Annotated in this window: 24 protein-coding genes and 1 tRNA gene; 10 read left to right on the top strand and 15 right to left on the bottom strand. The window is 68.0% G+C overall.

Annotated elements, in window-relative coordinates; translation table 11 throughout:
- Window positions 1-399 precede the first annotated feature (399 nt).
- Window positions 400-984, bottom strand: a complete 585-nt coding sequence (dcd, locus tag NOSIN_RS23700; RefSeq protein WP_077692854.1) for a dCTP deaminase — start codon at window positions 982-984, stop codon at window positions 400-402.
- A 140-nt stretch (window positions 985-1,124) separates the two neighbouring features.
- Here dcd and NOSIN_RS23695 point away from each other — a divergent pair.
- Window positions 1,125-1,198 (top strand) — tRNA-Gly (locus tag NOSIN_RS23695).
- A 113-nt stretch (window positions 1,199-1,311) separates the two neighbouring features.
- Here the strand turns inward: NOSIN_RS23695 and NOSIN_RS23690 are convergent.
- The 7 genes from NOSIN_RS23690 to NOSIN_RS23660 all read right to left on the bottom strand — a co-directional run bounded on the left by NOSIN_RS23690 (window position 1,312) and on the right by NOSIN_RS23660 (window position 6,776).
- Window positions 1,312-2,466: a tyrosine-type recombinase/integrase gene (locus NOSIN_RS23690; protein ID WP_077692853.1), complete on the bottom strand. Its 1,155-nt coding sequence runs from the start codon at window positions 2,464-2,466 to the stop codon at window positions 1,312-1,314.
- A complete protein-coding gene (locus tag NOSIN_RS23685; RefSeq protein WP_077692852.1) occupies window positions 2,466-2,690 on the bottom strand; it encodes a helix-turn-helix domain-containing protein in 225 nt (74 codons plus the stop codon). The genes NOSIN_RS23690 and NOSIN_RS23685 overlap by 1 nt, the downstream gene beginning before the upstream one ends.
- Window positions 2,690-4,375: a replication initiator gene (locus tag NOSIN_RS23680; RefSeq protein ID WP_077692851.1), complete on the bottom strand. Its 1,686-nt coding sequence runs from the start codon at window positions 4,373-4,375 to the stop codon at window positions 2,690-2,692. The genes NOSIN_RS23685 and NOSIN_RS23680 overlap by 1 nt, the downstream gene beginning before the upstream one ends.
- Entirely contained in the window at window positions 4,375-4,593 is a 219-nt protein-coding gene (locus NOSIN_RS26970; protein WP_143832989.1) for a hypothetical protein, read from the bottom strand. Before NOSIN_RS26970 ends, NOSIN_RS23680 begins: the two co-directional genes overlap by 1 nt.
- Complete coding sequence (locus NOSIN_RS23670) at window positions 4,590-6,011, bottom strand: FtsK/SpoIIIE domain-containing protein (protein ID WP_077692849.1); 1,422 nt, start codon at window positions 6,009-6,011, stop codon at window positions 4,590-4,592. Before NOSIN_RS23670 ends, NOSIN_RS26970 begins: the two co-directional genes overlap by 4 nt.
- Window positions 6,008-6,262, bottom strand: coding sequence for a hypothetical protein (locus NOSIN_RS23665; RefSeq protein WP_077692848.1), 255 nt, complete (start codon window positions 6,260-6,262; stop codon window positions 6,008-6,010). The genes NOSIN_RS23670 and NOSIN_RS23665 overlap by 4 nt, the downstream gene beginning before the upstream one ends.
- Window positions 6,263-6,368: 106 nt before the next feature.
- On the bottom strand, window positions 6,369-6,776 hold the full coding sequence (locus NOSIN_RS23660; RefSeq protein WP_077692847.1) for a plasmid replication, integration and excision activator: 408 nt from the start codon (window positions 6,774-6,776) through the stop codon (window positions 6,369-6,371).
- Window positions 6,777-7,065: 289 nt separating this feature from the next.
- On the opposite strand from NOSIN_RS23660, the gene NOSIN_RS23655 reads away from it, so the two are divergent.
- The 3 genes from NOSIN_RS23655 to NOSIN_RS26965 all read left to right on the top strand — a co-directional run bounded on the left by NOSIN_RS23655 (window position 7,066) and on the right by NOSIN_RS26965 (window position 9,318).
- Window positions 7,066-7,803, top strand: a complete 738-nt coding sequence (locus tag NOSIN_RS23655) for a DUF5919 domain-containing protein (protein ID WP_077692846.1) — start codon at window positions 7,066-7,068, stop codon at window positions 7,801-7,803.
- A gap of 12 nt (window positions 7,804-7,815) precedes the next feature.
- Complete coding sequence (locus NOSIN_RS23650) at window positions 7,816-8,289, top strand: NUDIX hydrolase (RefSeq protein ID WP_077692845.1); 474 nt, start codon at window positions 7,816-7,818, stop codon at window positions 8,287-8,289.
- Between the two features lie 516 nt (window positions 8,290-8,805).
- On the top strand, window positions 8,806-9,318 hold the full coding sequence (locus tag NOSIN_RS26965) for a hypothetical protein (protein ID WP_143832988.1): 513 nt from the start codon (window positions 8,806-8,808) through the stop codon (window positions 9,316-9,318).
- Between the two features lie 7 nt (window positions 9,319-9,325).
- Here the strand turns inward: NOSIN_RS26965 and NOSIN_RS23640 are convergent, their stop codons facing one another.
- The 3 genes from NOSIN_RS23640 to NOSIN_RS23630 all read right to left on the bottom strand — a co-directional run bounded on the left by NOSIN_RS23640 (window position 9,326) and on the right by NOSIN_RS23630 (window position 10,863).
- Window positions 9,326-9,841 carry an HD domain-containing protein gene (locus NOSIN_RS23640; RefSeq protein ID WP_077693744.1) on the bottom strand — a complete coding sequence of 172 codons (516 nt, stop codon included), beginning with the start codon at window positions 9,839-9,841 and terminating at the stop codon, window positions 9,326-9,328.
- Window positions 9,842-9,890: 49 nt separating this feature from the next.
- Window positions 9,891-10,373 (bottom strand): GntR family transcriptional regulator, encoded by a 483-nt coding sequence (locus NOSIN_RS23635; RefSeq protein ID WP_077692843.1) that lies wholly within the window; start codon window positions 10,371-10,373, stop codon window positions 9,891-9,893.
- 232 nt (window positions 10,374-10,605) lie between these two features.
- A complete protein-coding gene (locus tag NOSIN_RS23630) occupies window positions 10,606-10,863 on the bottom strand; it encodes a hypothetical protein (protein WP_077692842.1) in 258 nt (85 codons plus the stop codon).
- A 427-nt stretch (window positions 10,864-11,290) separates the two neighbouring features.
- Between NOSIN_RS23630 and NOSIN_RS23620 the strand changes: the two genes are divergently transcribed.
- The gene (locus NOSIN_RS23620) at window positions 11,291-12,025 is read left to right on the top strand and encodes a helix-turn-helix domain-containing protein (RefSeq protein ID WP_236743431.1); all 735 of its coding nucleotides are present in this window, start codon (window positions 11,291-11,293) and stop codon (window positions 12,023-12,025) included.
- Window positions 12,026-12,043: 18 nt separating this feature from the next.
- On the opposite strand, the gene NOSIN_RS26960 is transcribed toward NOSIN_RS23620, so the two are convergent.
- On the bottom strand, window positions 12,044-12,607 hold the full coding sequence (locus tag NOSIN_RS26960; protein ID WP_143832987.1) for a DUF4352 domain-containing protein: 564 nt from the start codon (window positions 12,605-12,607) through the stop codon (window positions 12,044-12,046).
- Between the two features lie 1,542 nt (window positions 12,608-14,149).
- Here NOSIN_RS26960 and NOSIN_RS23610 point away from each other — a divergent pair.
- A complete protein-coding gene (locus NOSIN_RS23610; RefSeq protein WP_077692840.1) occupies window positions 14,150-14,878 on the top strand; it encodes a class I SAM-dependent DNA methyltransferase in 729 nt (242 codons plus the stop codon).
- 100 nt (window positions 14,879-14,978) lie between these two features.
- On the opposite strand, the gene NOSIN_RS23605 is transcribed toward NOSIN_RS23610, so the two are convergent.
- Window positions 14,979-15,290 (bottom strand): hypothetical protein, encoded by a 312-nt coding sequence (locus NOSIN_RS23605; RefSeq protein WP_077692839.1) that lies wholly within the window; start codon window positions 15,288-15,290, stop codon window positions 14,979-14,981.
- A 516-nt stretch (window positions 15,291-15,806) separates the two neighbouring features.
- Here NOSIN_RS23605 and NOSIN_RS23600 point away from each other — a divergent pair.
- Together NOSIN_RS23600 and NOSIN_RS27925 are read left to right on the top strand one after the other, a co-directional pair.
- Window positions 15,807-16,478, top strand: a complete 672-nt coding sequence (locus tag NOSIN_RS23600) for a hypothetical protein (protein WP_077692838.1) — start codon at window positions 15,807-15,809, stop codon at window positions 16,476-16,478.
- Window positions 16,475-17,002 carry a hypothetical protein gene (locus NOSIN_RS27925; protein ID WP_236743430.1) on the top strand — a complete coding sequence of 176 codons (528 nt, stop codon included), beginning with the start codon at window positions 16,475-16,477 and terminating at the stop codon, window positions 17,000-17,002. Before NOSIN_RS23600 ends, NOSIN_RS27925 begins: the two co-directional genes overlap by 4 nt.
- Window positions 17,003-17,674: 672 nt before the next feature.
- On the opposite strand, the gene NOSIN_RS23590 is transcribed toward NOSIN_RS27925, so the two are convergent.
- Both NOSIN_RS23590 and NOSIN_RS23585 read right to left on the bottom strand, forming a co-directional pair.
- On the bottom strand, window positions 17,675-18,940 hold the full coding sequence (locus NOSIN_RS23590) for a hypothetical protein (protein ID WP_077692837.1): 1,266 nt from the start codon (window positions 18,938-18,940) through the stop codon (window positions 17,675-17,677).
- Between the two features lie 274 nt (window positions 18,941-19,214).
- On the bottom strand, window positions 19,215-20,234 hold the full coding sequence (locus NOSIN_RS23585; RefSeq protein WP_077692836.1) for a hypothetical protein: 1,020 nt from the start codon (window positions 20,232-20,234) through the stop codon (window positions 19,215-19,217).
- A gap of 588 nt (window positions 20,235-20,822) precedes the next feature.
- Here NOSIN_RS23585 and NOSIN_RS23580 point away from each other — a divergent pair.
- The gene (locus tag NOSIN_RS23580; protein WP_077692835.1) at window positions 20,823-21,572 is read left to right on the top strand and encodes a hypothetical protein; all 750 of its coding nucleotides are present in this window, start codon (window positions 20,823-20,825) and stop codon (window positions 21,570-21,572) included.
- 196 nt (window positions 21,573-21,768) lie between these two features.
- Window positions 21,769-24,363, top strand: a complete 2,595-nt coding sequence (locus NOSIN_RS23575; protein WP_077692834.1) for a glycoside hydrolase family 9 protein — start codon at window positions 21,769-21,771, stop codon at window positions 24,361-24,363.
- Window positions 24,364-24,498: the final 135 nt, after the last annotated feature.

The following is a 24,498-nucleotide window of genomic DNA, read 5'->3' as shown; positions in this document are numbered from 1 at the left end:
TCTCCTCATGAGGGCTGTCCCGGCCGCGGGGCGCGCGGGGCACAGTTCGCCCCTTCGCCGGCCCGCGGTTGTCACAGGTAGTCGGCCCGCGCAGAGCCCTTTGCGTGCCCCTCACCAGGGCGGAACCGCTACCTGGTTCACGTCACAGGGCGCAACCCTACAGAGGTGCATACACGCAGTTCAGACGGCATGTAACCGGCAAATAACATGTTTAACCCGCATAAAAACCGTCTTCCGACCTGTGGCGGCGGATGCCGACTCCGCGAAGTGCCTATATGTGATCTATGCCACAGGCATGCATGAGGTGACCTTAGTCACATAAGAGAGACATGCGGGACATGCGACAGAAAGTGTCAGTTCATAACCGTACCGTAAGCGGTTTTTCCTGTCTTCCCCCGACTACTCCGGGTTGATACGGGTGCGGATGAAGTTCTGGTGGGACCTGGACGGCGTCGGCCCGCGTTGTCCCTGGTAGCGGGACCCGTAGCCCGCGGAGCCGTAGGGGTGCTCGGACGGGGAGGAGAGGCGGAACATGCACAGCTGACCGATCTTCATGCCCGGGTAGAGCTTGATCGGCAGGGTGGCCACGTTGGAGAGCTCCAGGGTGACGTGTCCGGAGAAGCCGGGGTCGATGAACCCGGCCGTGGAGTGGGTGAGCAGTCCCAGACGCCCCAGGGAGCTCTTGCCCTCCAGCCGGCTGGCGATGTCGTCCGGGAGGGAGACGACCTCGTAGGTGGAGGCCAGCACGAACTCGCCCGGGTGCAGGACGAAGGCCTCCTCGCCGTCGGTCTCGACCAGACGGGTGAGGTCCGGCTGCTCGGCCGCGGGGTCGATGTGGGGGTACTTGTGGTTCTCGAACACCCGGAAGAAGCGGTCCAGCCGCACGTCGATGCTGGAGGGTTGGACGAGTCCGGGGTCGAAGGGGTCGATCCTGACCCGCCCGGCGTCGATTTCTGACCTGAGATCACGATCGGAGAGCAGCACGCTCCGAACCTATCGCCTGGGGCAACGCTACGTAGTCGCGAGTCCCCCGCCCGGGCCTGGCCCGCGCCGACTTGCCCACGCGGTCCGGAGTTGGGCTAGGATGACATGCGTTGCCAGCCGGTACTCCCGGCGGGTGCGACGCGGATGTAGTTCAATGGTAGAACTTCAGCTTCCCAAGCTGATAACGCGGGTTCGATTCCCGTCATCCGCTCCAGACACACAGACGGCCAGGTCGTTCGGGGTTCTCCGAACACCTGGCCGAACTGCTTTCCGGGGGTTGGTCCCGGTCGCCGTGCCACACACGTGCCACACGCGCGGACGCCGACCTCAGCGACGGGCACCCGTGGGCGGCGGACCGTCGCCGTCATCCTCAGCCCGGTTCGCCCTCAGCTCCTCGGCCACCCTCTCCCCCAGCCTGTCCGCGATCTCGCGTTCGCGTTCGTCGCGCGCGTGGAGGTAGATCATCGCAGCGCGGGCACTGGAGTGGCCCATCCGCCGCATGAGTTCGCGCACGGAGGCACCGGCCTCGGCCGCGTAGGTGTTGCCGGTGTGCCGAAGGTCGTGGAGGTGGACGTCCTCCAGGCCCACGGCCGCGCAGGCGTCCGCCCAGTACTTCGAGAAGTTGCCCCGGCGGAGCTGGTTGCCGCGTACGCCGACGAACACGAACCCGTCCGGTCCGGGTGCCGAGTACTCGTCCAGGTGTCGGCGCAGGTCCGGGACGACCAGTTCGGGGAGGGACACCGTCCGGTGGCCCGCCCGGGACTTGGGTTTGCCCTTGTAGAGCCCGCCCACGTCCGAGACCGTCTCGCGCACGGTCACAGTCCGCTTGTCCAGGTCGAGGTGTCGGCGGCGCAGGCCCGCCAGCTCTCCCCATCGCAGACTGCCGAACGTCGCAAGCAGCACCAGCGCTCGGTACCGCGGTTTGATCGCCTCGGCCAGCTCGAAGACCTCGGACACCGAAAGCACCGGGCGTTCCTCGGTCTCCTCCAGGCCCGCGCCGTCGATCTGGCAGGGGTTCTCGCGGATCAGCCTGTCCTTGACAGCGGTGTTCAGCACGGCCCGCATCAGCCGGTACGCCTTGGGAATCTGGGCCTTCCCCCTCTTGCGCCGGAGCCGGGAGGAGCGCCAGCGGCGGATGTCGGCCTCCTTGATCTCGCTCAGGAGCATGTTGCCGAACGTCGGGGCCAGGTGGAGGCGGAGCAGGTCCTCATAGGTGCGCCTGGTCTTGCGCGTCAGGTCGCGGTGCTCGATCCACTCGGCCGCGTACTCACCGAAGGGCAGGGCGCCGGCCTCGGGGGCGAACCAATCCCCCTGGGCGATCTCCGCCTCCTTGAGCGTCAGCCAGCGCTGCGCGGCCTTCCTGGTGGCGAACGTGGTCGGGGCCGGTCGTGTGCGCCCGTCCGGACTGCGATAGCGGACCTGGAAGCGCCCCGAGGACAGAGGGCGGATGTTGCCGAAGGCCCGCGTCTTCCTGCCCGGCATCAGGCCGCCCCTCGTATGCGCAGACTGACCGGCTCGACGGTTCCGGCGGTGATGAACTCGTCCAGCGCCGATTCCGGGATGCGCACGTGACGGCCGACCTTCACGAAGGTGATGCGCCGCTCCTCGATCAGGCGACGGGGGTAACGCTCGGAGGTGTTGAGGCGTTCGGCCGCCTGCGCGACGGTCAGGAGACGGCCGGTCGGACGGGTCTTCTTGCTGGCCATCAGGCAGCCCTTTCCGTTGCCGAGGGGACGGGGGTTCGAACGGCGTCGAGTTGGGCGCGGCGTTTGAGGGCTTCACCCACCGCGCGGAGGAGGCGTTGTTCCCGGGGTGCCACGTCGGGGTCGGTGGGTCTGGCCAATTCCCACTCGAAAGAGCCCGAGGAGACCGAGGCCAGCACCGGAGGCCCGTTCTCCTCGTCGCCCTGGTCCTCGTCGGTGGCGGGATCGACGCCGAGGGTTTCCAGAACCCAGGCGAGCCGGTCCGCCTTGTGGTCAGCGAGCGTCTTGCCCGACCACTTGCGCGAGACCAGGACGCGGCGGCCCGCGTAACCCAGGTGTTCACGCCGGTGGGCTTTGGACCGGCAGAACCCGGGGCGAAGGCCCGCTTTGGGCTGGTCGGGTTGGATGCCGTAGCGCAGCCAGTTGGAGCACCGGGGCGAGCACGGCTCAAAGCGGAGAGCATCCAGGAGCCGGTCCACGTGCTGTTCCTGCGAGATCGTTTCGATGGTGTGGCAGTCGGCGATGTCCTTGGTCAGGTACTTGGCCAGGTAGCGCACACACCGGTTGGCGTCCTCGGAACCAGCCACGACCCCTTTGGCGTCCACCTGACGGCCGAACCGCACCACATGGAAGGGTTCCGCGTCCGGGTCATCATCGAGGGCATCCAGCGCCTCGTCCCACGTCGGAAGCACTTCGCCCGTGGTGGGGTCGAGGTAGGTCCCGGTGTCCTCGTCCCACGCGGGCAGGTGGTCGCCCTCGAAGCGGACCGTGTCGGCGGCAGGCCACCACACCTGGTGATAGGTGGCAGCAGCGATCTGGCGGAGTTCGGCCCGAGGAATCGTGCCCCGGGTGGCCATGTGCAGGTGCGGTGCCAGCCGTCGTTGGGGTTCCACGGCGGCGAAGTACTGGACATCGAACCCCGCGACGCGGCGAAGGTTCTGCACGAACCGGTCGATGAGTTTGGAGAAGTGCAGGGTGTCCCGTGCGGCCCGCCGGTAGTCGTACGTCGAGGGGTCGACCGGGGTTCCGTCCGAGCGCACCCGCCCGTAGGAGTCCAGCGTCAGGGTGATGAACAGCGAGGGCCGAAACACCTTGCCCGAGGCAGGGTCGGTGAAGGCCCGCCCGACCGTTTTCCTCGTCATGGGTCGCTTGGGCAGGTCGGGCACGTCCTGACGGCGTTTGGTGGAGCGAATCCGCCGCGCCCCCGACGAGCCCGAGGAGTCTGCGGAGCGGGTGATGGAGCCGCGTAGGCCGGAGGCGGTGATCTCCTCGTCCAGGTCAGTGATCGCCGCATCCAACGCGGAGAGCTGTTCGGGATCAGCGGCCCCCGTGGTGGCGAGGCGATCCCGTTCGGCGGTGACCATCGCCCGCTGTTCCACCCAGGAACGCTGTTCCTCGGACGGCGGGTCCGGTTGCACAACGGGTTCCTCGGCCAGGTGCCAGCCCTCTTCGCACTGGGTGCGCCGCAGCGACCTCTTGCGCTTGGCGCAGGCCGGGCAGCGGGATTCCAGGGTGGACCCGCAGGGGACGTCGATGACCTCGGTGGCACCGGTGGCGATGTTGGTGCGTCGGAGGGACACGGGGCGGATGCACACTCCGTGGTCAGCGGCGACCTGTTCGGCCACCTCACGGGCGAGCGGTTGCGCGAGGCGTTCGGCCCGGGTGGACTTACCGGTAGGAGTCGGCATCAGCCCACCCCCACAACCACAGAGCAGGAGCCTCCAACTACATGAAAGCTTCCTGGGAACCACTGTTGCTGTTCATGGCCTTGATCAACCTGGGAGGTGTGATCCTGTCCTTCGTGGAGGTGCTGGCCTTGCCAGGATTCATGTTCTTCAGCAACGCCTGGATCTTCTTCATACTGCTGAGCAGGATGAGGAAGCAGGCGAAACAGCACGCGCCTCACAACGTCCCTCCTTCAGCAACCCCGTAGCCGTCCGCCATTGCGGTGATGTCCCTGTCGCAGACGTAGGCAGCGCGCACCCGCACCGGAGTCGGGGAGCCCTCCAGACGGACGTAGGCCACCCCGGGAAGGGTGGGGTCGATCAGGTGGGCTTCTGCCCCGCGTTCGCGTGCTCCTTCGCCGAGGACCATGTCCACCTGTGATGCTTCGTCCAACCTCAGGGCGACTTTGTCGGGGAAGAAGTTGCGCAGGTTCATGACCTCCTTGCGTGGGTCCTGCAAGGCGGCCAGGACGGCGAAGCCGACCGAGCGGCCCTGTGAGGTCAGGGTGGCAATGGCGTTCTCCGCACGGCGGCGGATGTCGCGGTCGGGGTGGTAAGCGGTCAGAAAGGCGACCTCGTCCAGGAGCACGGCCACGAACGGGTCATCGGTGGTCGGGACGTGGGAGCGCTGTTTTCCGGCGTAGCGTTCGGCCCGCTCCTGCATCGAGGCCACCGCCTTTTCGAGGAGCGCCACCGCGGATTCGCCGGTGTCGGCGTAGCGGGCGAACAGGTCCCGCCCGTAGGCCAGTTCCATGCGTTTGGGGTCGATCGCCCACACCTCGGCCGTTCCATCGGCCAAGGCGGGGAGCATGGCGCGGACGGTGGACCAGATCACCGACCCCTTGCCGGCCCCGGTCACCCCGACCACGAGCACGTGGGTTCCGTGCAGCCGCAGCAGCCACGGGGAACCGTCCTCGCGTCGTCCCACGGGCAGGGCGTTGAGGTCCACGTGGTGGGTTATCGGGAAGGCGTCGAGAGGTTCGGCCAAGGTGTCGCGGCGGGGGAACTCCAACGTGATGTCACGCGGGCCGTTGACCACGACGCGGCAGGAGGGGGCGGCGAAGCCGTGCGCCAGCTCGGTGACACGGTGTTCGAAGTCGGCCGGGGAGGTGCCCGCGACGAGGGAGACGCGGACGTAGTCGGCCCAGGAGTTGCACCGGACACGTCGGATGCGGGGCAGGTAGCGGCGTTCCTGGTAGGACTCGGCCAGCCCGGAGATCACCAGGACCGGTTGCCAGTGTCGCTTGTAGACGAACAGGTGCCGCCACCAGGCCAGCAGTCGGAGCGTGACGCAGGTGCGGTAGGAGTCGGGCCAGGTCCGCCACCACACCAGGGACACCACGGAGGCAGCGGCCCACAGTCCGGCGAGGCCGGGCCAGTCCAGCCACCGCCAGGCCCCCGCCGAGGCGGTCAGGCAGGCGACCATGACGGGGAATCGGAAGGGCAGGGTGGCCAGGAAGCGGACCAGCCGCCATACCCAGGAGGCCAGCACGACGATGCCGGGGGTTTCCACGATCGGCGTGGTCCACCGCACCCCCTGCGCGGGCGTGGGCAGGGTCGGGGAGGACTGAGCGGCCCCCACCTTGGGTTGGCGCATCATGACAAGCCACCCCGCTTCTCGTTCTCGATCTGGGCCAGGAGCCGGTCACGGTCAGCGCGAGCACGGGCGGCGAAGACCGCAGCCGCAGGGTTCTCGTCCCGGTCGGTGAGGGTGGCGAACACTCGGGCCTTGAAGTCGAAGAACTCCGCACGCTCGGCGTCGGTAGCAGGCGGGGGGTTGGTCGCGTCCAGCAGCAGGCGGACCAGTTCCGGGCTGCTCAGCCCGGACAGGTCACGGGGGTCATCGGACATACTGAAGACACCTCTTCACGAAGCTTGTGCAAGGGCTTGGGGAGGGGTTCAAGGGGCGGCCGAGGTGCGCCAACACCAGGCCGCCCCGCTTCTTATCTGGGGTGGGTCAGGCGGCGTCCTTGGCCGCCGGAGCGCGACGACCACCAGCACCGCCGGGAGCCTTCACGCCACGGGCCCGCAGCGAGTACGCCACCCGGGGACGACGCCCGTTGTCGTCGACGTAGGGCATGACCGCCATCGCCTCGAACTCGATCGGCCGGAACGGCAGCCCGGGAACCTCGTCCGGCAGGGTTGGGCAGACCTCGGCGGCGACCTTGACCTTCACCGACTTGGCCTTGCCCCGCGCTTCGGGGTCGGCATCGATCACGTCCACCGCCCACAGCGGCAGGCCCGTGTCCTTGTCGAGCTGGGGCCGCTTGGTCTCGAAGTCGGTGATCGCCTCCACCCCCAACGCGAATGCACCATGCGGGAACACCGTCCCGAACGCGACGGGCAACGCACCCTGAATAGCCATGGGATGAGTCCTCTTCTCGTTGTTCGTGCTGTTCACGACCCTCGGCACGACCGACAGGCGATCGCCTCAACCGAGAATCGATACATGTATAGCATGTATCTAAGTTGGCAACCAGTGGTAGCCGCACGCTCCTGTTCGTCGCTGTCGCATCCGTCGCCGCTCTCGGGTGGCGGCGAGGGTTCCACCATCCCTGGCAGGGCCGGGACGGGATCACTACATGGCTGGACGTGTTCAGGACGTCTCGATAATGTGAGCGCGTCCCCAGACATCCAGCGAACCCCCGAGGTACATGCCGAACGAGAGGTTGCGAGCCGCGCTCCTCCAGCGCGGAGCCACCCCGGCCACTCTGGCCGAGGAGATCGGCGTGGACGCCAAGAGCGTGGAGCGCTGGATCACCCAGGGGCGCACCCCCTACCGCCGTCACCGCTACGCGGCAGCGGCCTACCTCGGCGTGGAGGAGACCTACCTCTGGCCCAAGGCCCTGTCCCCCGAGCAGAGCAAGGCCGCCTCACAGAGCGAGATCGTGGAGATCTACCCGCACCGGTGGAGCGTGCCGAACGATCTGTGGCGTCGCATCTTCGAGAACGCCCAGCAGGAGATCTCGGTCCTGGTCTTCAGCGGGTTTTTCCTGGCCGATGATCCGAGCATGATCAAGCTGCTGGCGGACAAGGCCAAGGCGGGGGTTCGTGTGCGCATGTTGTTGGGAGAACCCGACAGCGAGGCGGTGGCCCAGCGCGGCCGGGACGAAGGCTTGAACGAGCTGTTCGCGGCGAAGATCCGCAACGTCATCGTGCTCTACCGGTCGTTGCGCCAGGTGGAGGGCACGGAGTTCCGTCTCCACGGGACGACGCTGTACAACTCGCTCTACCGCGCCGATGACCAGTTGATCGTGAACACGCACGTCTACGGCGCGATGGCCTCGGAGGCCCCCGTCTTCCACCTGCGCAAGATCCCGGGCGGGGAGATGGTCAGCACCTACCTGGAGAGCTACGAGAAGGTATGGGGCGAGGCGACCCCACTCGACTGAGGGAAGAAGCCCATGGGCAAGAGGATTGACTACTACGACGACCCCCAGGCCCCGACCGCGAACAGCCTCGTCCCATCAGTGAACGTGTTCGTGGTCAACCACCGCGACGAAGTCCTGATGATCCGCCGCACCGACAACGACAACTGGGCCGTGCCCGGAGGCGCGGTGGACCTGGGCGAGTCCGTCCCGCAGGCCGCAGTGCGCGAGACGCTGGAAGAGACCGGCGTGACTTGCGAGATCACCGGGATCGTGGGCATCTACAGCGACCCGAGGCACATCATCTACTACACCAGCGACGGCGAGGCGCGGCAGGAGTTCTCGTTGGTTTTCACCGCCAGGCCGCTGGCAGGCGAACCGGCCCCGAGCGACGAGTCCAAGGAAGTCGTCTGGGCCCCCAAGGTCGAACTATCCGGGTACCGGATGGACCGGTCCATGCGGATGCGGGTGGACCAGTTCCTCAACGGAGGCCCTGCCCACATCGGGTGAGCGGTCAGCCGACCAAAGAGTGTCGTACCACCCCATTAATGTTGCGGCATGACACAGAACACATGGCCACGAGACAGATACACCGGCGCTGGTGGTGGGCTTTACACAGGAGCAGGTGGCGGCCTCTACACCGGGGCTGGTGGAGGGGCTTCCTCCGGGCCGGGTGGAGGTCTGTACAACGGACCCGGCGGAGGCCTCTACAACGGACCCGGCGGAGGTCTGTACAACGGACCCGGCGGAGGCCTCTACAACGGACCCGGCGGAGGCCTCTACAACGGACCCGGCGGAGGCCTCTACAACGGACCCGGTGGAGGTCTGTACAACGGGCCGGGTGGAGGTCTGTACAGCGGGGCCTGTGAGAGTCCGTATCGGAGCAACCAGCCGCCGATGAAATTCTTCATTGACTACCTGGAACGAAATGGGATGCATAATTATGCACGAGTACTGAAGCAGGCACACGGAATCGGTTAGGCGCCTAGAACCAGGACTGAACCCGAGAGAACCCAAGGGGGATTCTTGCCATTTTCCGACTGGCGCGAAGCGAATCGAATTCTTTCAAAGAAGATCCTACCTGTCTCCGATGAGCAGAGGAAGCTTGCCAATTTTGCGAACCTAGACTTGAGTCAGGTCAAGTTCCATATTGTCGCAGCAGCCATGCTAGAGGATCATCTGCACCCGATGATCTGGGGTGAGAATGGGTTTCAAGCTGCGACATCCCGGCAGCATGAGTTCCTTGCCGACCTGGGCTCTTGCGCCGCAGGAGACGCATCCCTGTCCACTAGACAGGCTTCCGCTTGGATCCAACTCCAACTGGCCTTGCTTAATATAAAATCTCTAGAATCCATGAAGCTCTTCACGGGAGACGTGGTCACCGAGAAGGATTTTGAATCTGCCGACGACCTAAAGTCCCAGTTGCTTCAATATAAATATACCGTTTCTAGAATTGGTCGAGACGGCCGAGTTTACTTCAAAGACGGTGGCGGAAAGTCGGCATGGGCCTATAAGTTGAAAAAGCATTCCGGGGGCTAAATGATAGTTACACCTGGAAGTGGGACAAACGTGCTTCTATATTTTTCACTGATGCCACCAGTACTGGTGAAGCGCGCGTGATGGAGCGGTGGACCAGGTCCTCAGGGGCGTAGCGCTCCAAGATCTCCGACAGGCGCCGTTCCACGGGCAGGTGTGTGCCGTCCGGGCCGGTGGTCATGTCCGCGTAGGTGAGCGCGTCCAGCAGGTCATCCGGTGGGGCGTCGAACTCGTCCTTGAGTGGAGCGAGCAGGCCCCGCTCCTCGGCTTCCACCACGGCGCAGGAGTGGTAGGCCACCAGGGAGACCAGGGCTTCATCAGCCTTCTGTGCCTCGCGCAGGTACCGGGCTCCGTCGAGGGGGTGGAAGCCCGTGGTCGCCAGGTCCGGGGAGTACCCGATGTCGTGCAGCCAGGCGGAGGCTTCCACCAAATCAGCATGTGCGCCGAGCACGCCTCGGAGAGACCGCGCCTGTTCGGCTACCCCCTGGGAATGCGCCCAGCGTCGGGGAAGCGGCTGTTCGAGCAGTTCTCGCGCGAGATTCCGCGCCCAGTGAACATGTCCCACATGTACCAGGCTAACCCGCGGTCGTTTCGGCCCCTTTGACGAACCGGCCCTTGCCGTGGACCGCGACGACGAGCCCCGTCCCTTCCAGCTCGGAGAGGGCCTGACGAGCCGTCCCGCGCGACACCGAGTACTGGCGGACCAACGCGGCCTCACTGGGCAGGGCGTCACCGGGGGCGAGGTCCCCGCTGGTGATGCGCTCTCGCAACTCGGCGGCGATGCGCCGGTACTGGGCAGACGGTGCGTTCGCAGGTGCGCTCTCACGCTCCTCGGTGGTACACACGACACGACCGGTCCCCGGAAGAGCCTTGATCAACCGCTCCGCCTCCAGTTCGGCCAAGGCGCGACGCACGGTGGTGCGGGAAACGTTGAACTCCTGGCGGAGAGCCGCCTCGGAGGGAAGCGCGTCACCCGGGGCGAGGTTCCCCGAAGTGATCCGCGAACGCAGAGCTTCCGCGATCTGGTGGTACGTCCCCCACGGGGTGCGCGGACTCAAGCAGGTTCCTCCGGGGTGAGTGCCAACATGCGACGGTTGCATTTTTAGACGTCAGAAAATCAGTATGCGCTGTCTGTTCGTACAGTGCGGACTGTACGTACAGACGTCCGCCGGTGCCGACCCAACCCGAGGGCCTTCCCCCGGTCGACACCAGCAGACGTCCCAACCGCAGAGCCAGCGTTAACGCACGAAGACGGTGGCACTGGCCTACGGTCGGCCTTTACCCCTGCCGTTAGCCAGTTTCGGCACGCGACTCGGTTGCGCGGAGGCGCTCGCTAGACAGCTCGGAGTTGCCGATCCCCGGAGGCGGATACTCCAACTGGTGGACGAAGACCTCCACGTCCTCCTCGATCAGCGTTGGCGCGTGCGTGATCTCGTGACGGATGGCAGTAGCGATCCACAGGCCCCCGTGGCGGCGGATCGACCACTGCTGTGCGTAGTGGCGTTGCAGGACATGGAGCAGAGTGTTCGGAACATCTCCAGTACTCATGCGGCGACAGCCTCCAAGCGAGAGATCTCCAAGAGCAGTTCCAGACCAAGCTGGGACCGGTCGGCCAGCTCCACCGGGCGATGCCTCGTGCCGTGCAAAACGTAGGGGCGGACCAGCCGCGCCAGTGGCGCAACGGGATGCTCTGGAGGTGGAAGAGTGAACGGGAGTCCCGTGCACGGTGTGGGCTTGGCAGCCCGAAGCCGTGTGGGTCCGCGTGTCCGAAGGTGTGGGATCAGGTTCCGCATGGTCACCCCTGGTCAGTCCGGGTGAGACTCACGGCGAGACGGAGGGAAGCGCCGGAGCCCTCTTACATGCGGAAACAATGCTCTGAGTGAGCGGACATGTGTACCACGTATCGGACAACTTGAGGGACGTCTAGGGACGTCTTCTGTTATCGTCGGGTTCCCGCACCCCGGAGGGCACCGACGTGAACGTTGCACTGCGCAAGGCACTGGCCGCGTCCCGACTCACCGAGATCGACGTGGCAGCACACCTCGGAGTCGATCCCAAGACCGTCCGCCGGTGGCTCTCCGGTCAACGGCCCTACCCCCGTCACCGCTGGGCTTTGGCTGATCTCCTCCAGGCCGAGGAAGACACTCTCTGGCCACCAAGCAGCCAGGAAGACGAAGCACACGCACCCGCGTCCAAGCACGTTCAACGTGTCTACGCACACCGCTGGCAAGTACCAAGAGAAGTGTGGTGGGACCTGTTCAACTCAGCGGAGCAGGAGATCGGCATCCTGGTCTACAGCGGCCTTTTCCTCGCTGACGACGCAGGCATGTTGGAGGTGTTGAGAACACGTGCCCGAGACGGCGTCAGCATCCGGATCCTGCTCGGGAACCCCGAGTCCAAACAACTTCAACAGCGAGGAGAGGATGAGGAGATTGGGGATGCTTTGCCCGCAAGGGCACGTAACGCCTTTTTGCTCTTCCGCCCACTTCAGGACATCGACGGCGTCGACGTTCGGACACATTCAACAGTCCTGTACAACTCCGTCTATCTGACGGAGAAGAGAATTCTCGTCAACCAACACGTCTACGGACTTCCAGCTGCGAAGTCCCCCGTGGTCGAAATCGATCGGGCCACTTCCCCAGAAATGGCCAAGGTCTACGTGCATAGCTTCGATCTTGCATGGAATACCGCAGGACCCATAGATCCATGATTATAGCAAAGGAATCCACTAATCACTTTCCTCTTTGGTATGATCTTGAAAAATGGGATAAAATGATTCGGCTCTAAATGTCCTTTCCATTGCGTCATGGAACACTAATTTATACCCACGCATCTTCCCCTGATTGAGGGATTTTGGAACATGAAATCCAAGCCGCTTTGATGTCGATCCCCCGGGTCCAACCTCAACCGGAAAATCTACTGGTTCAGACACGGAGTCTCTTTCTGAATCAGGGAGGTCGTGGCCATAGGGAATTACGAAATAGACTAGCATCCCATTTCCTTGATCGTAAAGCACTTCTAATTGAGCATCTGTCACCGAATTTGCTGACGTTGAGGGATTTCGGATTTTAACATCCAGGAGAAGGACCCTACCATCTTCGATTTCTTTGATGACTTGCTGACCAAAACTTGCACTCATTTGAATTTTACTTCGTGTATCTTGGTCGCGAAGCATTCGGAAGCTGCCATGGGCGACGATCGCAGAAGTCCCAGCAAAGAATGCGGAAAGCAAGGCGATTGCCAGGGAGATTAGAGATATCCATTCCTCTGTGCTTCTGACGCAGTCCAACATGAGAACGCCTTTGTGTTAATCCCTATAGAATTGCCGAATTGGGCTGTATGGGATCAAGGCGACGGCGCAAGCGCCGTCGCTGCGGCCCCGGCCGCCGCTCGGGCTGCGGGCTGCCGCCCGGTCCCGAGCGCACGGCCGTCGGCCGTGCGCTACATGGCTTCTCTCGGATAGGTCCGTACAGCGAGCGTGGCCAGAGCTACCCGAGAGAACCAAGTGATCCAGGCCATACCCTCTGCGCAGGAGTTTGAGTACCAACGGTTAATGACGCGCTCAGGTCCCGAGGCACCCGATAGCGCGACTCGAACTGTCTGGGGTGACCGGCCCCGGCGCTATCGGGCACCTCGGACCGGAACCGTGGTTGAACGCCACTGGGGTTGCTGGAGCGGCAGTGAAGGCAACAGGGAACCCGCATCGCCAGCGCTACGAAGCACTCCCGGCGTGCCACACACGTGCCACACGGGGCGGTCAACGGCGGGGAACCACGGGGAATCGCGGGTATACGGGCCGCGTCAGCGCAGGCAGACGAGTCACAAGGTCAGCCGCCAGAGGCGTTCTCGGCTTCCCAAGCTGATAACGCGGGTTCGATTCCCGTCATCCGCTCCAGACACACAGACGGCCAGGTCGTTCGGGGTTCTCCGAACACCTGGCCGCACTGCTTTCCGGGGGTCTGTCCCCGCCGCCGTGCCACACGCCCGAACACGGCAGACCGTCGCCGACCCCACCTTCCGACGCGCTCTCGTTTTCGGCGGCCTGTCCGGCCACCTCACGAACCAGCGCTTGCGCGACCCGTTCGACCCCGGTTGTCTTACCGATAGGCCCCCCGACAGTGAAGGCGCTCCCATGGACACAGATGACTGGAGACCCATAGTCACGAGCATCGGCATCACAGCCGCCATGGTCATCGTGATCGCTCTACCCATCGCCCTGCTGACCGACTGGCCTTTCTGGGTGCACCCGGTGATCGCGGGAACCATCGGCGGCATCGTCGGTCCCACCGTGAGCTCCCGGATCTGGTCTCAGCGAGAACGCCCTCGGAACCGCCCTCCACAGGACCATGCCGACCGGTAGCCGTCCGCCGGGGCGGGGAGCATGGCAAAGGCGGCGGGCCGGCGGACCACCGAACCTCCCTCGGGCCTCGGGCTGAACAGTCCCCACAACCACAGAACGGAAGCCCCACCATATGAAAGCTTCCTGGCAACCACTGCTGCTGTTCATGGCCTTGATCAACCTGGGAGGGGCGGTTCTGGCGTTCACCGAGGCTCGGGTGTTCCCAGGGGTCATGCTCCTCGGCAACGCGGGATCTTCTTCACGCTGCTGAGCAGGGCGAGGAAGCAGGCGAGGCAACAGGCACAACACGTCGCCGTTCCCGTGCCGGGAGCCGGAGGCGCGCCGGTAGGCGCACGGAGCCGAGGACCCTCATCGCACGACGCTCCCCGGCTCCGGCCCTGAGCAGGCCGGGCGGCTCCCAGGCACAAGCCGTCGGCCCCGTGCCCGGCGAAAACGGGTTGTCGTTCCATGTGCCGTGCTGAAGACTCCCGTCCCATGGAGGGTTTTCATCCCACGACCGGTTTCGGGCCGGACACGGCACGGCGCTACGACGACCGCCTCCGCGGCGACGAAGAGGCGACGGCCTCCTTCCTGGCAGAGTACGCGCGGGACGGGAGGGCCCTGGAACTCGCGATCGGTACCGGGCGTATCGCGCTTCGGCTGGCGGAACACGGTGTGCGGGTCGACGGCATCGAACTCTCACCGCACATGGTGTCCAGGCTGCGCGAGAAGGCAGGGGGCGACGGCCTTGACGTGGTCCTCGGTGACATGGCGTCTGAGACCACAGGCAGGACCTATCCGCTCGTCTACCTCGTCTTCAACACCCTCTACAACATCCTGACCCAGGAAGGCCAGGTCGAGTGCTTCGAGAACGCCGCCCGCCACCTGGGCGAGGACGGGGTGTTCGTGGTCGAGGCCGCTCCGCCCTGGGCATGGATCCGGGGTGAGCAGTTCGTCAACGTCGAGCGCGTCACCTCGGGGTCGGTGACCCTCGACGTGAACCGGTACGACCACGTCACGCAGATGCTTGACGAGAGCCATGTGAGCCTCAGTACCGACGGGATCGACCTGGCTCCCATCTCCTGCCGCCTCGTCTGGCCCTCAGAGATGGATCTCATGGCCCGGTCGGCCGGTCTGCGTCTCGTCGAGAGGTCGGGAGGGTGGAGCGGCGAGCGGTTCGACGCGTCGAGTCCTTTCCACGTCAGCGTCTACGGTCGGGCCTGACGTGGCGGCTGGATCGGGGCGCCGGTTCGTTCCATCGCCCGGATGCCGCCATCCGAGACGGGAGGTCCCCCGTCCACGCGGGCGCGGGCGGGAGGACCCGTTACTGCGACAGCCGCGTTCTGGCCTTGTGAGCAGCCAGTAGCGTCCCACCGGCAACGGCGATGCGGGCGGCGTTGACCCGGTACCAGGTCCGCAGCAACCGGTCCCGCTCATCCGCGCCGAGCGGCTGGTCACCGAAGAACAGCCTCAGGTTGACCGCCCGGACGAGGTACACGCTCGCCGCGCTGCCGGCGATCGAGCACGCGGCCGCCGTGGCAAGCCACGACCGGCTCTCCCGCCGGTCCCAGCCGCAGGCCGCCGCGGCGAGCACGGCCGGGGTCGTGGCCGGCATCGCCGCCGCGTAGTAGCGCACGGGACTGCCGGGACCGAGCGGCGACAACGCTCCCCCACGGCCTGGAACCCCGTCATGCCGCCCGAGGAGGTCGGGAACCCTCACGACGGCCTCATAGAGGTTCCCGAAGAACCAATGAGCGTGTCCGGCCTGAGCCAGCCCCAGAAGTCCGGCGGCGACACGGTGACGAGGCGACGGGCCATGTGCGGGCATGGGACGAGTATGTCAGAGGCCCGCGGAGGCACTCCGGAGGCGGCTCCACCGGGCCGCACCACCCGAACCGCCGCCCTCCGCCGCCTTCCGTCGCGAACTCCGACGCGCCCGAGGAGGCGAGCGCCACCGGCCTGCCGGCGACACCCCATGTGGTGTTCGACGGATCGCCGCACCGTCTCCTGCCGTGCACGGTCCTGGACTGGTAGCGGATCCCGTACCGGATACGCGCCGTCCGTGTCCTCGTCCGACACGCGTACCTGGTCAGACCATGGGCGCGTTTTGGCGGGGGCTTTGGGGGCAGGCGGAACGACAGGAGGTGGCCCCATGGAGACCGGAACCATTGTCATCATCGCCATCATCGTGGTAGCGGTGGTCGTCATCGCCGGAGGAATTGCGATCGCTGCGCGGTCCTCCCTCCTTCCGGGTCGGCGCACCACCCGACTGAAGAAGCGTTTCGGCGCGGAGTACGGCTACGCCGTGGAGGCCCACGGCGACGAGGCGGCCGCCGAACGCGACCTGTCCGAGCGGCTCCGCCACCGTAAGAACATGAAGCTCCGCGAGCTGAGCGACCAGCAGCGCGCGGCGCACACCGACACGTGGACCGTGGTGCAGCAGGAGTTCGTGGACGACCCCGTCCACTCCATCCGCAGTGCCCGCGGCCTGGTGGAAGCGATCATGATCGATCGCGGCTACCCCGACCACCCGTCGGGCGCCGATGACCCCACGGGCTTCGAGTCGCGCCTCAGGGACCTGTCGGTGGACCACCCCGACGCGGTCGCCGAGTTCCGCCGCGTGCACGCCGCCGGGCGTCCCGTCGAGGCGGACCCGACCGGCACCGAGCACATGCGTGAGGAGCTGGTGGCCTACCGCGGCCTGGTGGAGGCCCTGCTGGGCGAGCTGCCCGCCGCCGACGGAACGAACCACCGGACCGCACCGCGGCCGAGGGACGCGACGGAGCAGCAGCAGCGGGACCGGGACCCGAGGACACAGCGGTGAACGGCTCCGACGGCGCCTTGGCGCACACGGAGCGGGAACACCGACGACGAGACGAGGAGGCCGAGATGGTCGAGCGCGCGACGCGCTCCGAAGAGGACCGGGGGACGCGACCGGACGGGTACCGGTCGGACGCGGCCGAGGTGCCCGGGCCCCGAACGGACTCCGGCGCCCCGGGTGCGGTGGCTGTCGACGCGCAGGTGACCGATCCCGCGCGGGGGCGCTCCACCGCCGCCACGGACCGCGGGCCGTGGCGGCTCGGGCCGCGCGGTATGGATCCCGAGTCGGTACGGAAGCGCTGGAGTGAGGCGCAGAACAGGTTCGTCGACGATCCCCACGAGGCCGTGCGCGAGTTGGACGCTCTGGCCACGGAGGTCGCCGACGCCGTGGTCGCCGAGATCGAGTCGCGTCGCTCCGCGCTCCGGGCCGCCTGGAACGAGGACGGGGGCGCGGACACCGAGGAGCTTCGGCTGGCCCTGCGCGACTACCGCTCCTTCGTGGAGCACCTGGTCGGCGGCCGCGCCTGACCTGGGGCGTCCGCCGTGAGGCGCACTAGGCCTCCGTGACCGGTCGGCCGCGGCCGGGGAACTCCGTTCCTCGCGCCCCGGCGACCGGCGCGGTGGCCGCTGGAGGTCCTGGCCCCATCGGGCCGGGGCCTCCGTTCGTCCGGGACCCCTGTTCGTCCGTGGCCGTTGTGGCCGTCCGGTCGTGCGTTGTGCACGGTCCTCTCACAGCGGGGCCCTCGTCCGTCCGTGACGCACGGACCTCGGTCCCCTTCTCCGGATCTTCCCCGGATTCCGCTTTCCGCCGCAGCCCCGGTCGGCGACCCGGTCGGCGATCAGAATGCCGTGGCACACGTTGGCGGTGTGAAAGCGGAGGATCACCCCTATTTCATCCAGGGTCGCTCCGCATATTTTGGGAACTCTTTTCGGTCACCTATACGCCACGTATTTCGGCCACCGTTTCATGCGCCGAATACGGAGTGCGGTCCCGGACGGGAGCACCGCGGCACTCGGCCGCGAGCCCGTCCGGGACCGCTCTCGGAGTCGTACGGACGGCGGGTCTCCTCCCTGGCCCGCCGACACCGGTCCGCGTGTCGTGCACTCCCCACATGTCCACGACGACCGGCGTGGACCCTCCGGCGACTCCGAGGGGACGGGTGCCCGGCCCCACGGGGCGGGCACCCGGTTCGGGGGTTCCTAGACCAGGCCGTCCAGCAGGTCGGCGTCCTCGGTGTCGAGCGCCTCGCCGGTCAGGCCGCCGGTGGCCTCCTCCAGGCCGTCGGTGGCCTCGTCCACGGTGCCGGTGACGTTCGCGTCGGCGACCCCGCCGACGGTCTCCTCGACGGCGCCGCCGACGGGGGCCTCGGGCAGGGCGCCCGTGTCCACGTCGGCCGCCTCGGTCACCTCGGTCACCTCGGAGGCCTGGGAGACCTCGGCGGTCTCCGGCAGGTTCCCGACCGCGCCGTCGACCGCGCCGTCCGTGGGCAGGTCGGCGATGTCGATGACCTCCAGGTCGGCCGGGCTCACGTCGTTCGCCAGGTCCCCGGCACCGACCAGGGCGAGGCTCTCGACGCCGTTGAGCCCGGCGCCGAGACCGCCCACGGCCTGCTCGGCCACGGAGCCGAGCTCGTCGGCCACGGCCCCCGCGTCGCCCTGGGCCTCGTGCACGACGAACACGACCGGGACGAGGGTCTGCCCGGCGATCGTGGTCGCGTGCTCGGGGGCCGCACCGGCCTGGCCGAGCACGTCACCGGTGGCGACCGCACCGGTCACGTGGGAGGTGGTGCCCAGGGCGGTCGGCAGGACCGTGTGCTCGACGTGGGTCCGCGTCGGGTGGAGGGCTCCCCGGGCGCCGGCGACGTAGTTGTCGGCCTCGACCTGCGGCACGTGCGCCCGGGGAACGGGCACACCGGAGCTCCTGAGCCGGCCGTGGGCGGAGCCGAGGACACCGTTGGCCGCCGGCACGGCGCCGTTCAGGGAGGGCAGCGCGGCGGCGGTCGGGGCGGCCTGGCCCAGCTGGCCGAGGTGGCTCAGCGCGACGCCCCGGACGCCGTCGATCTCGGCGATCTCGGCCAGGGAGGCCAGCTCGGGGACCTGACGGAGTTCGGCGGCGCTCAGGACCCCGCTGTCCAGGACCTGCCCGAGCCCGGGAGCCCCGACCTGGTGCACGCGGGAGAGCCCGAGGCCGTCGGCGGGCAGCGCGGTACCGGCGGGCAGCACCGTGTTGGCGGGCAGCACGGTACCGGCGGGCAGCGCCGTGTCGGTGACGCCCGCGACCTGGGGGAGGCCGTTGGCCGGGAGGGTGGCGGCACCGGCCGCCTGCCCCGGGACGTCGCCTCCCAGCGCGCCGGTGACGTCCTTGACGGGGTCGGCGGACGCGAAGCCGCCGCTCAGGGCGACGAAGCCGGCGGCGCCCGCCGCGATGAGCAGGGTCCTGGCCTGGATACGGGTGTTGCTGGTCATGGGGATCCTTCCGGATTCTCGTGTGCTTCCGACTGGTCGGCCCGGGAGCATGCGGTGCTGCCCGTGGCCGGTGTGGTTCTCGACGGGGGATGTCAGTCCGTGGCCTGTGCCGGCCGCCGACTGACGAGAACTCCGCTGTCTTCGGGGAAAGCGGGGCTCACGACAGTCCCCAGCGCGTCCGGTCGGTCACGGACCGTGGGAGTCCGTGCCGGGTCTGGGAGAGGGCGTGTGCCGGCGTGGTGTCGCGCTCAGAGGCGACGGCGAAGACGGATCCCTAGTCGGGAGCGAAGGTCGGCTCGTCATCGGCCGCGCTGGGAAGCGCGTGCGAGGCGTGCCGTGCGGCCTGTGTCGGTCCGGGTTCCGGAAGGAGGGAACCTGCCGTGGTCAGGAAGCCCGCGACCACGGGAGCGGAGGCGCCGCTCGTGGCGGCGGAGTCCATGGTGATCGTGACGGCGGGGTCCGTCGTGGGCGCTTCCGCGGAGGGGGCTCCGTCGGTGGTCGCGCCGCCGGAGACGGCCTCGTCGGAGGCCGGGAACGGGAGCTCGGCGACCGCCCGCACGCCCTCCCGCGCGTCCGTGGAGTCCACGGGCTCGGTGCGGATGCTCTCGGCGCCGTGGTTCCCCGGCGCCTCGCGGCCTTCGGCCGACGCGTACACGGGCTCCCCGTGGCCGGACGGGCCGGTGGTGCCGAGCAGGGAGCCGACGCGGCCACCGAGTCCGGTCGCGGTCCCGTTCACGGCCCGGTTCAGGTGCCCGACCACCTCGGCGTCGCCCTCGGCCGTGTGCCGCGCGAGCGCCTCGGAGGTGTCGTGTCCGACCTCGGTGAGCCGGTGTCCCCCCTGCACCCCGGCTTCGAGGTGCCCGGTGGCGTGGCCTACCGGATAGACCGACTCGACGGGTCCGGTCGACGCCGCGGGCCGGATCGGCTCCTCTTCGGAAACGGCCGTCCCGACCGGCTCGGCCGACTCCGTCGCCACGACAGGCTCGGCCGGCTTCGTGGCCCCGGCCTCGGACTCCTCCGGTGCCTCCGGCTCCGCGCCGGGGAGCGCTTCCGTCGCCTGCTCGGCCGTCTCCCCCACGAGCGGGGCGTCCTCGGCCGCTCCGAGCGCCTCCGCCTGCTCGACGGTGCCCTCGGCCTGCGGCAGCTCGTCGGCCTGGGCGAAGGAGGTGCCGAGGAACCAGACCGCACCGATGGTCCCGATGAGGAGCCCGACGAGCGTGAGGGCGCGTCGAGCCGACGCGGACGCCACGGCGTCGGCGCCGGGGGCGCCGAGGAAGCCATGAGGTCCGGACATCGGAATTTCCTTCCACCGAGGGAGCGGTGCGAATACGTGGGGGAAGGGGGAAGGCCAAGACGAAACGGGAGGAATGGCGTGATGGGCGTGAGCCCATCTCATCGGGACAAGGCCCGAAATGACCGTCATCGTCTGACCGGAAATGACGCTATCACGCTGTGCCCCTCCGAACGCAAGCCGTGAACACGTCTTTTTCGGATCCGGTGTTCGGCCGTACGAAACCGGGACGCACAGGCCCAAAGGGAATGGCGGACAACCGGCACGGCGAGGACATGACCCATGCCGTGACCTGCCCTTTTCCTGGATCCCGCACGGGACCGCCCGGAGGGCTCCGAGCGGTCCCGTGGCCCTCGCGTGCTCCATGCTCACGGAAGGCCGGCCGTGCGCCCCGGCTCTCCCGTGCCCCGCGGGAGGCCCCGGTGGGCGGAACCTCCGCAGGTGGAGGGGGAGCCTGGAGACGTCCGGACCCCGCGTGAGCTGTAGCATCGGGGCCGGATTCTCCCCTGCCCGCGTGCTCCCCGCTCCCCCGGAGAAAGCCGTGCGGCGGGGCCTGCGACACATACGGGACACACACGGGAACGGACGTTCATGGACGCTGAAGAGACCCAGGTCTTGACCAGGACCGGCGAGTTCACCAGCACCACTCTGAGCTGGGACACCGCCGTTCACGGCCGTGTCGCCGCGGCGGTCGACCGCCTCACCGGTCCGCTGAACGAACTCATCGAACGCGACGCCAACGACGGCGACACCCGCATGCTCGTCGCCGACTTCTTCAGCGTCGGACTGAACTTCAGCAAGTACCAGGACATGACGACCGAGTACCGGACCAGCGGTGACTCGATCGACTACGCGATCGTGCTGGACGGCAAGCTCTTCGCGCCCGTGGAGGTGCGAAGGGTCGGCCAGGAGCTCGACCAGCGCAACATCCAGGTCTCCCGGCGCGTGGCCGCGGAGGAGGGCGCCGAGTGGGTGATCCTCACCAGCGGCCGCCTCTGGAAGGTCTACCACCTGCGCCCCGACGACAAGGGCGGCAACCGGCCGGTGGAGGTGATCAGCGTCGACCTCACGGACCCGGACGCCTACCAGCACAACATCGACGCCCTGTTCCACATCACCCGCGAGGCCGTCGACCACGGCCGGCTGGACGCGCTGCGCCGCTGGAAGGAGGCCGTCGAGGCGGCCCCGCTCGCGGAGGTCCTGCGCGGCGACGCCGTCGTCGAGGCGGTCCGCGCCGAGGTGCGCGCCGCCACCGGCCACCAGGGGCACACGGGCGACGCCGAAGAGGTGCGCCGCGCCCTGGTCGAGGAGGTCGTCGCCCGGGGCCTGCTCTCGGGCTGACCCCCTCGCCCCACCGCTTCCGTCCTCGGCCCCGTCTCCCGCACCGCCACCCCGCGCACCCGGTCTTCCCTGGTACGCGGGGTGTTCTGCTTACCCCCATTGACATGTGTGATGGGCGACACAAGAATGGTCATACTTTTGGGAGCGCTCCCAGTGCTTCCGGCCGCTTACCCCCCAGCGGAAGGACCCGACCCCCTTGAGCCCGGCACGAAGGAACACGGCGACGGTGCTCGGCACCGTCGCCGCACTCAGCGCGAGCCTCCTCGCGGCCTCCCCCGCCCAGGCCGACGACGCCCCCGTCGAACAGGTCACCAACGGCGACTTCAGCGACGGCACCACCGGCTGGTGGGCGACGGAGGGGATCGAACTCGCCGTCAACGACGACGGCGCCCTGTGCGTCGACGTACCCGGCGGCACCAGTGCGGCATGGGACCAGATCGTCGGCCAGAACGACATCCCCCTCGTGGCCGGGGAGTCCTACTCCCTCACGTTCACCGCCTCCGGAGCCGACGGACTCCCCGTCCGCGCCCTGGTCCAGGAGCCCGTGGACCCCTGGACCACCCATCTGGACGAGCGCCCCGTGCTCACCGAGACGGCCACCGGGTACGAGTACGTGTTCACCGCGTCGACCGACATGGAGGACGCCCAGCTCGCCTTCCAGATCGGCGGGTCCGAGGAGGCATGGACCTTCTGCCTGGACGACGTCTCCCTCCTCGGCGGCGCCGAACCCCCGGTCTACGAACCCGAAACCGGTCCACGCGTGCGGGTCAACCAGGTCGGCTACCTCCCGCAGGGACCCAAGAACGCCACCGTGGTCACCGAGGCCGAGGAGGCCCTGCCCTGGACGCTGGCCGACGCCGGGGGCGCGGTCGTGGCCGAGGGCAGCACCGTCCCGCACGGTCTGGACGAGTCCTCCGGGCAGAACGTGCACACCGTCGACTTCAGCGACTTCACCCGGACGGGTGAGGGCTACACCCTGACCGCCGACGGGGAGACCAGTCACCCCTTCGGCATCACCGCCGACCCCTACGCCACCCTGGCCACGGACGCCCTGGACTTCTACTACACCCAGCGCAGCGGCATCGAGATCCTCGACGAGCTCGCCCCCGGGTACGGCCGTGAGGCCGGGCACGTGGGGGTCGAGCCCAACCAGGGCGACACCGAGGTCACCTGCCACCCCTCCTCCCCCTGCGACTACACGCTCGACGTGTCCGGCGGATGGTACGACGCGGGCGACCACGGCAAGTACGTGGTCAACGGCGGCATCTCCGTCCACCAGCTGATGAGCGTCTACGAGCGCACGCACACCGCGCCGACCGGGAGCCCCGACCGGGTCGCCGACTCCACCCTGGCCGTCCCCGAGCGGGACAACGGCGTGCCGGACGTCCTGGACGAGGCCCGCTGGGAGATGGAGTTCCTGCTGTCCATGCAGGTCCCCGAGGGCGAGGAGCTCGCGGGGATGGCGCACCACAAGGTCCACGACGAGGCCTGGACCGGTCTGCCCCTGCTGCCCTCCGAGGACCCCCAGCCCCGCTACCTGCACCCGCCGTCGACGGCGGCCACGCTGAACCTGGCCGCGGCCGCCGCCCAGTGCTCCCGCGTGTTCGCGCCCTATGACGCCGGCTTCGCCGCCGAGTGCCTGGATGCGGCCGAGACCGCCTGGGACGCGGCCGGGGCCCACCCCGAGCGCTACGCCGCCGAGGGCGGCCAGGGCGGCGGCCCCTACGGAGACGGCAATGTGGCCGACGAGTTCTACTGGGCCGCCGCGGAGCTGTACCTGGCCACCGGGGACGACGCCTACGAGGAGGCCGTGACCTCGTCCGGGTCGCACACCGCCGACGTGTTCTCCGGGCACGGCTTCAGCTGGCAGAACACCGCCGCGCTGGGCCGCCTCCAGCTCGCCACCGTGCCCAGCTCCCTGGACGGCCGCGACGAGGTCCGCGCCTCCGTCGTCGAGGGGGCCGAGCAGTACGTCAGCGCCCTGGAGGCCAGCCCCTACGGCATCGCCTACGCCCCCGAGGACGGCGCGTTCGTCTGGGGCTCCAACAGCCAGATCCTCAACAACCTGGTGGTCGTGGCCAGCGCCTACGACATCAGCGGGGACACGCGCTTCCGTGACACCGTCCTGGAGGGCATGGACTACGTCCTGGGCCGCAACGCCCTCAACCAGTCGTACGTGACCGGGTACGGCGAGAACGCCGCGATGAACCAGCACAGCCGCTGGTACGCCCACCAGCTCGACCCGGATCTGCCCAACCCGCCCGAGGGAACCCTGTCCGGCGGGCCGAACTCCCAGCCCTCCACCTGGGACCCCGTGGCCCAGGCCAACCTGGACGGGTGCGCCCCCCAGTTCTGCTACATCGACGACATCGAGTCGTGGGCGACCAACGAGCTGACCATCAACTGGAACGCCCCGCTGGCCTGGGTGGCCGGGTTCGTCGCCGACCAGGGCGACGCCTCCGTGGCGGCCGGGGCCTCCTGCGAGGTCGACTACGTGGTCAACGACAAGTGGCCGGACCGCTTCAACGCCCAGGTGACCGTCCGCAACACGGGAGGCGAGCCCGTGACGGACTGGGAGCTGGAATGGTCCTTCACCGGCGCGCAGACCGTGGAGCACCACTGGAGCAGTGAGCTGACACAGTCCGGGCACACGGTGACCGCCCGGAGCCTGGACTGGAACGGCGACATCGCCCCCGACGGAGAGGTGACGTTCGGCTTCGTCGGCGAACTCCCGATCGGGGCCAACCCCGTGCCCGAGAGGTTCACCCTCAACGGCTCCGTCTGCGGCTGACCCCCACGGGCGGGCGCGAAGGGCGCCCGCCCCGCACACCCCCTCCGGGAAAGAGGACGGGGCCCCGCAGGAGAGCGTGGGGCCCCGTCCGCCGTCTTCGGCGGCACCCCGCCGGGCCTCCCGCGCGGTGCCCGG

The sequence above is a fragment of the Nocardiopsis sinuspersici genome (assembly GCF_001998325.1).
Lineage (GTDB): Bacteria > Actinomycetota > Actinomycetes > Streptosporangiales > Streptosporangiaceae > Nocardiopsis > Nocardiopsis sinuspersici.
Note: the sequence above shows the minus strand (reverse complement) of the source record. Positions and strands in the feature narration are given on the sequence as shown.

Bases quoted from the DNA above. Each gene is read 5' to 3' on its own strand.
- NOSIN_RS23690 (WP_077692853.1), bottom strand. From the start codon at position 2,466: ATGCCGGGCAGGAAGACGCGGGCCTTCGGCAACATCCGCCCTCTGTCC.
- NOSIN_RS23685 (WP_077692852.1), bottom strand. From the start codon at position 2,690: ATGGCCAGCAAGAAGACCCGTCCGACCGGCCGTCTCCTGACCGTCGCG.
- NOSIN_RS23680 (WP_077692851.1), bottom strand. From the start codon at position 4,375: ATGCCGACTCCTACCGGTAAGTCCACCCGGGCCGAACGCCTCGCGCAA.
- NOSIN_RS23670 (WP_077692849.1), bottom strand. From the start codon at position 6,011: ATGATGCGCCAACCCAAGGTGGGGGCCGCTCAGTCCTCCCCGACCCTG.
- NOSIN_RS23665 (WP_077692848.1), bottom strand. From the start codon at position 6,262: ATGTCCGATGACCCCCGTGACCTGTCCGGGCTGAGCAGCCCGGAACTG.
- NOSIN_RS23660 (WP_077692847.1), bottom strand. From the start codon at position 6,776: ATGGCTATTCAGGGTGCGTTGCCCGTCGCGTTCGGGACGGTGTTCCCG.
- NOSIN_RS23655 (WP_077692846.1), top strand. From the start codon at position 7,066: ATGCCGAACGAGAGGTTGCGAGCCGCGCTCCTCCAGCGCGGAGCCACC.
- NOSIN_RS23650 (WP_077692845.1), top strand. From the start codon at position 7,816: ATGGGCAAGAGGATTGACTACTACGACGACCCCCAGGCCCCGACCGCG.
- NOSIN_RS23630 (WP_077692842.1), bottom strand. From the start codon at position 10,863: ATGAGTACTGGAGATGTTCCGAACACTCTGCTCCATGTCCTGCAACGC.
- NOSIN_RS26960 (WP_143832987.1), bottom strand. From the start codon at position 12,607: ATGTTGGACTGCGTCAGAAGCACAGAGGAATGGATATCTCTAATCTCC.
- NOSIN_RS23610 (WP_077692840.1), top strand. From the start codon at position 14,150: ATGGAGGGTTTTCATCCCACGACCGGTTTCGGGCCGGACACGGCACGG.
- NOSIN_RS23600 (WP_077692838.1), top strand. From the start codon at position 15,807: ATGGAGACCGGAACCATTGTCATCATCGCCATCATCGTGGTAGCGGTG.
- NOSIN_RS23590 (WP_077692837.1), bottom strand. From the start codon at position 18,940: ATGACCAGCAACACCCGTATCCAGGCCAGGACCCTGCTCATCGCGGCG.
- NOSIN_RS23585 (WP_077692836.1), bottom strand. From the start codon at position 20,234: ATGTCCGGACCTCATGGCTTCCTCGGCGCCCCCGGCGCCGACGCCGTG.
- NOSIN_RS23580 (WP_077692835.1), top strand. From the start codon at position 20,823: ATGGACGCTGAAGAGACCCAGGTCTTGACCAGGACCGGCGAGTTCACC.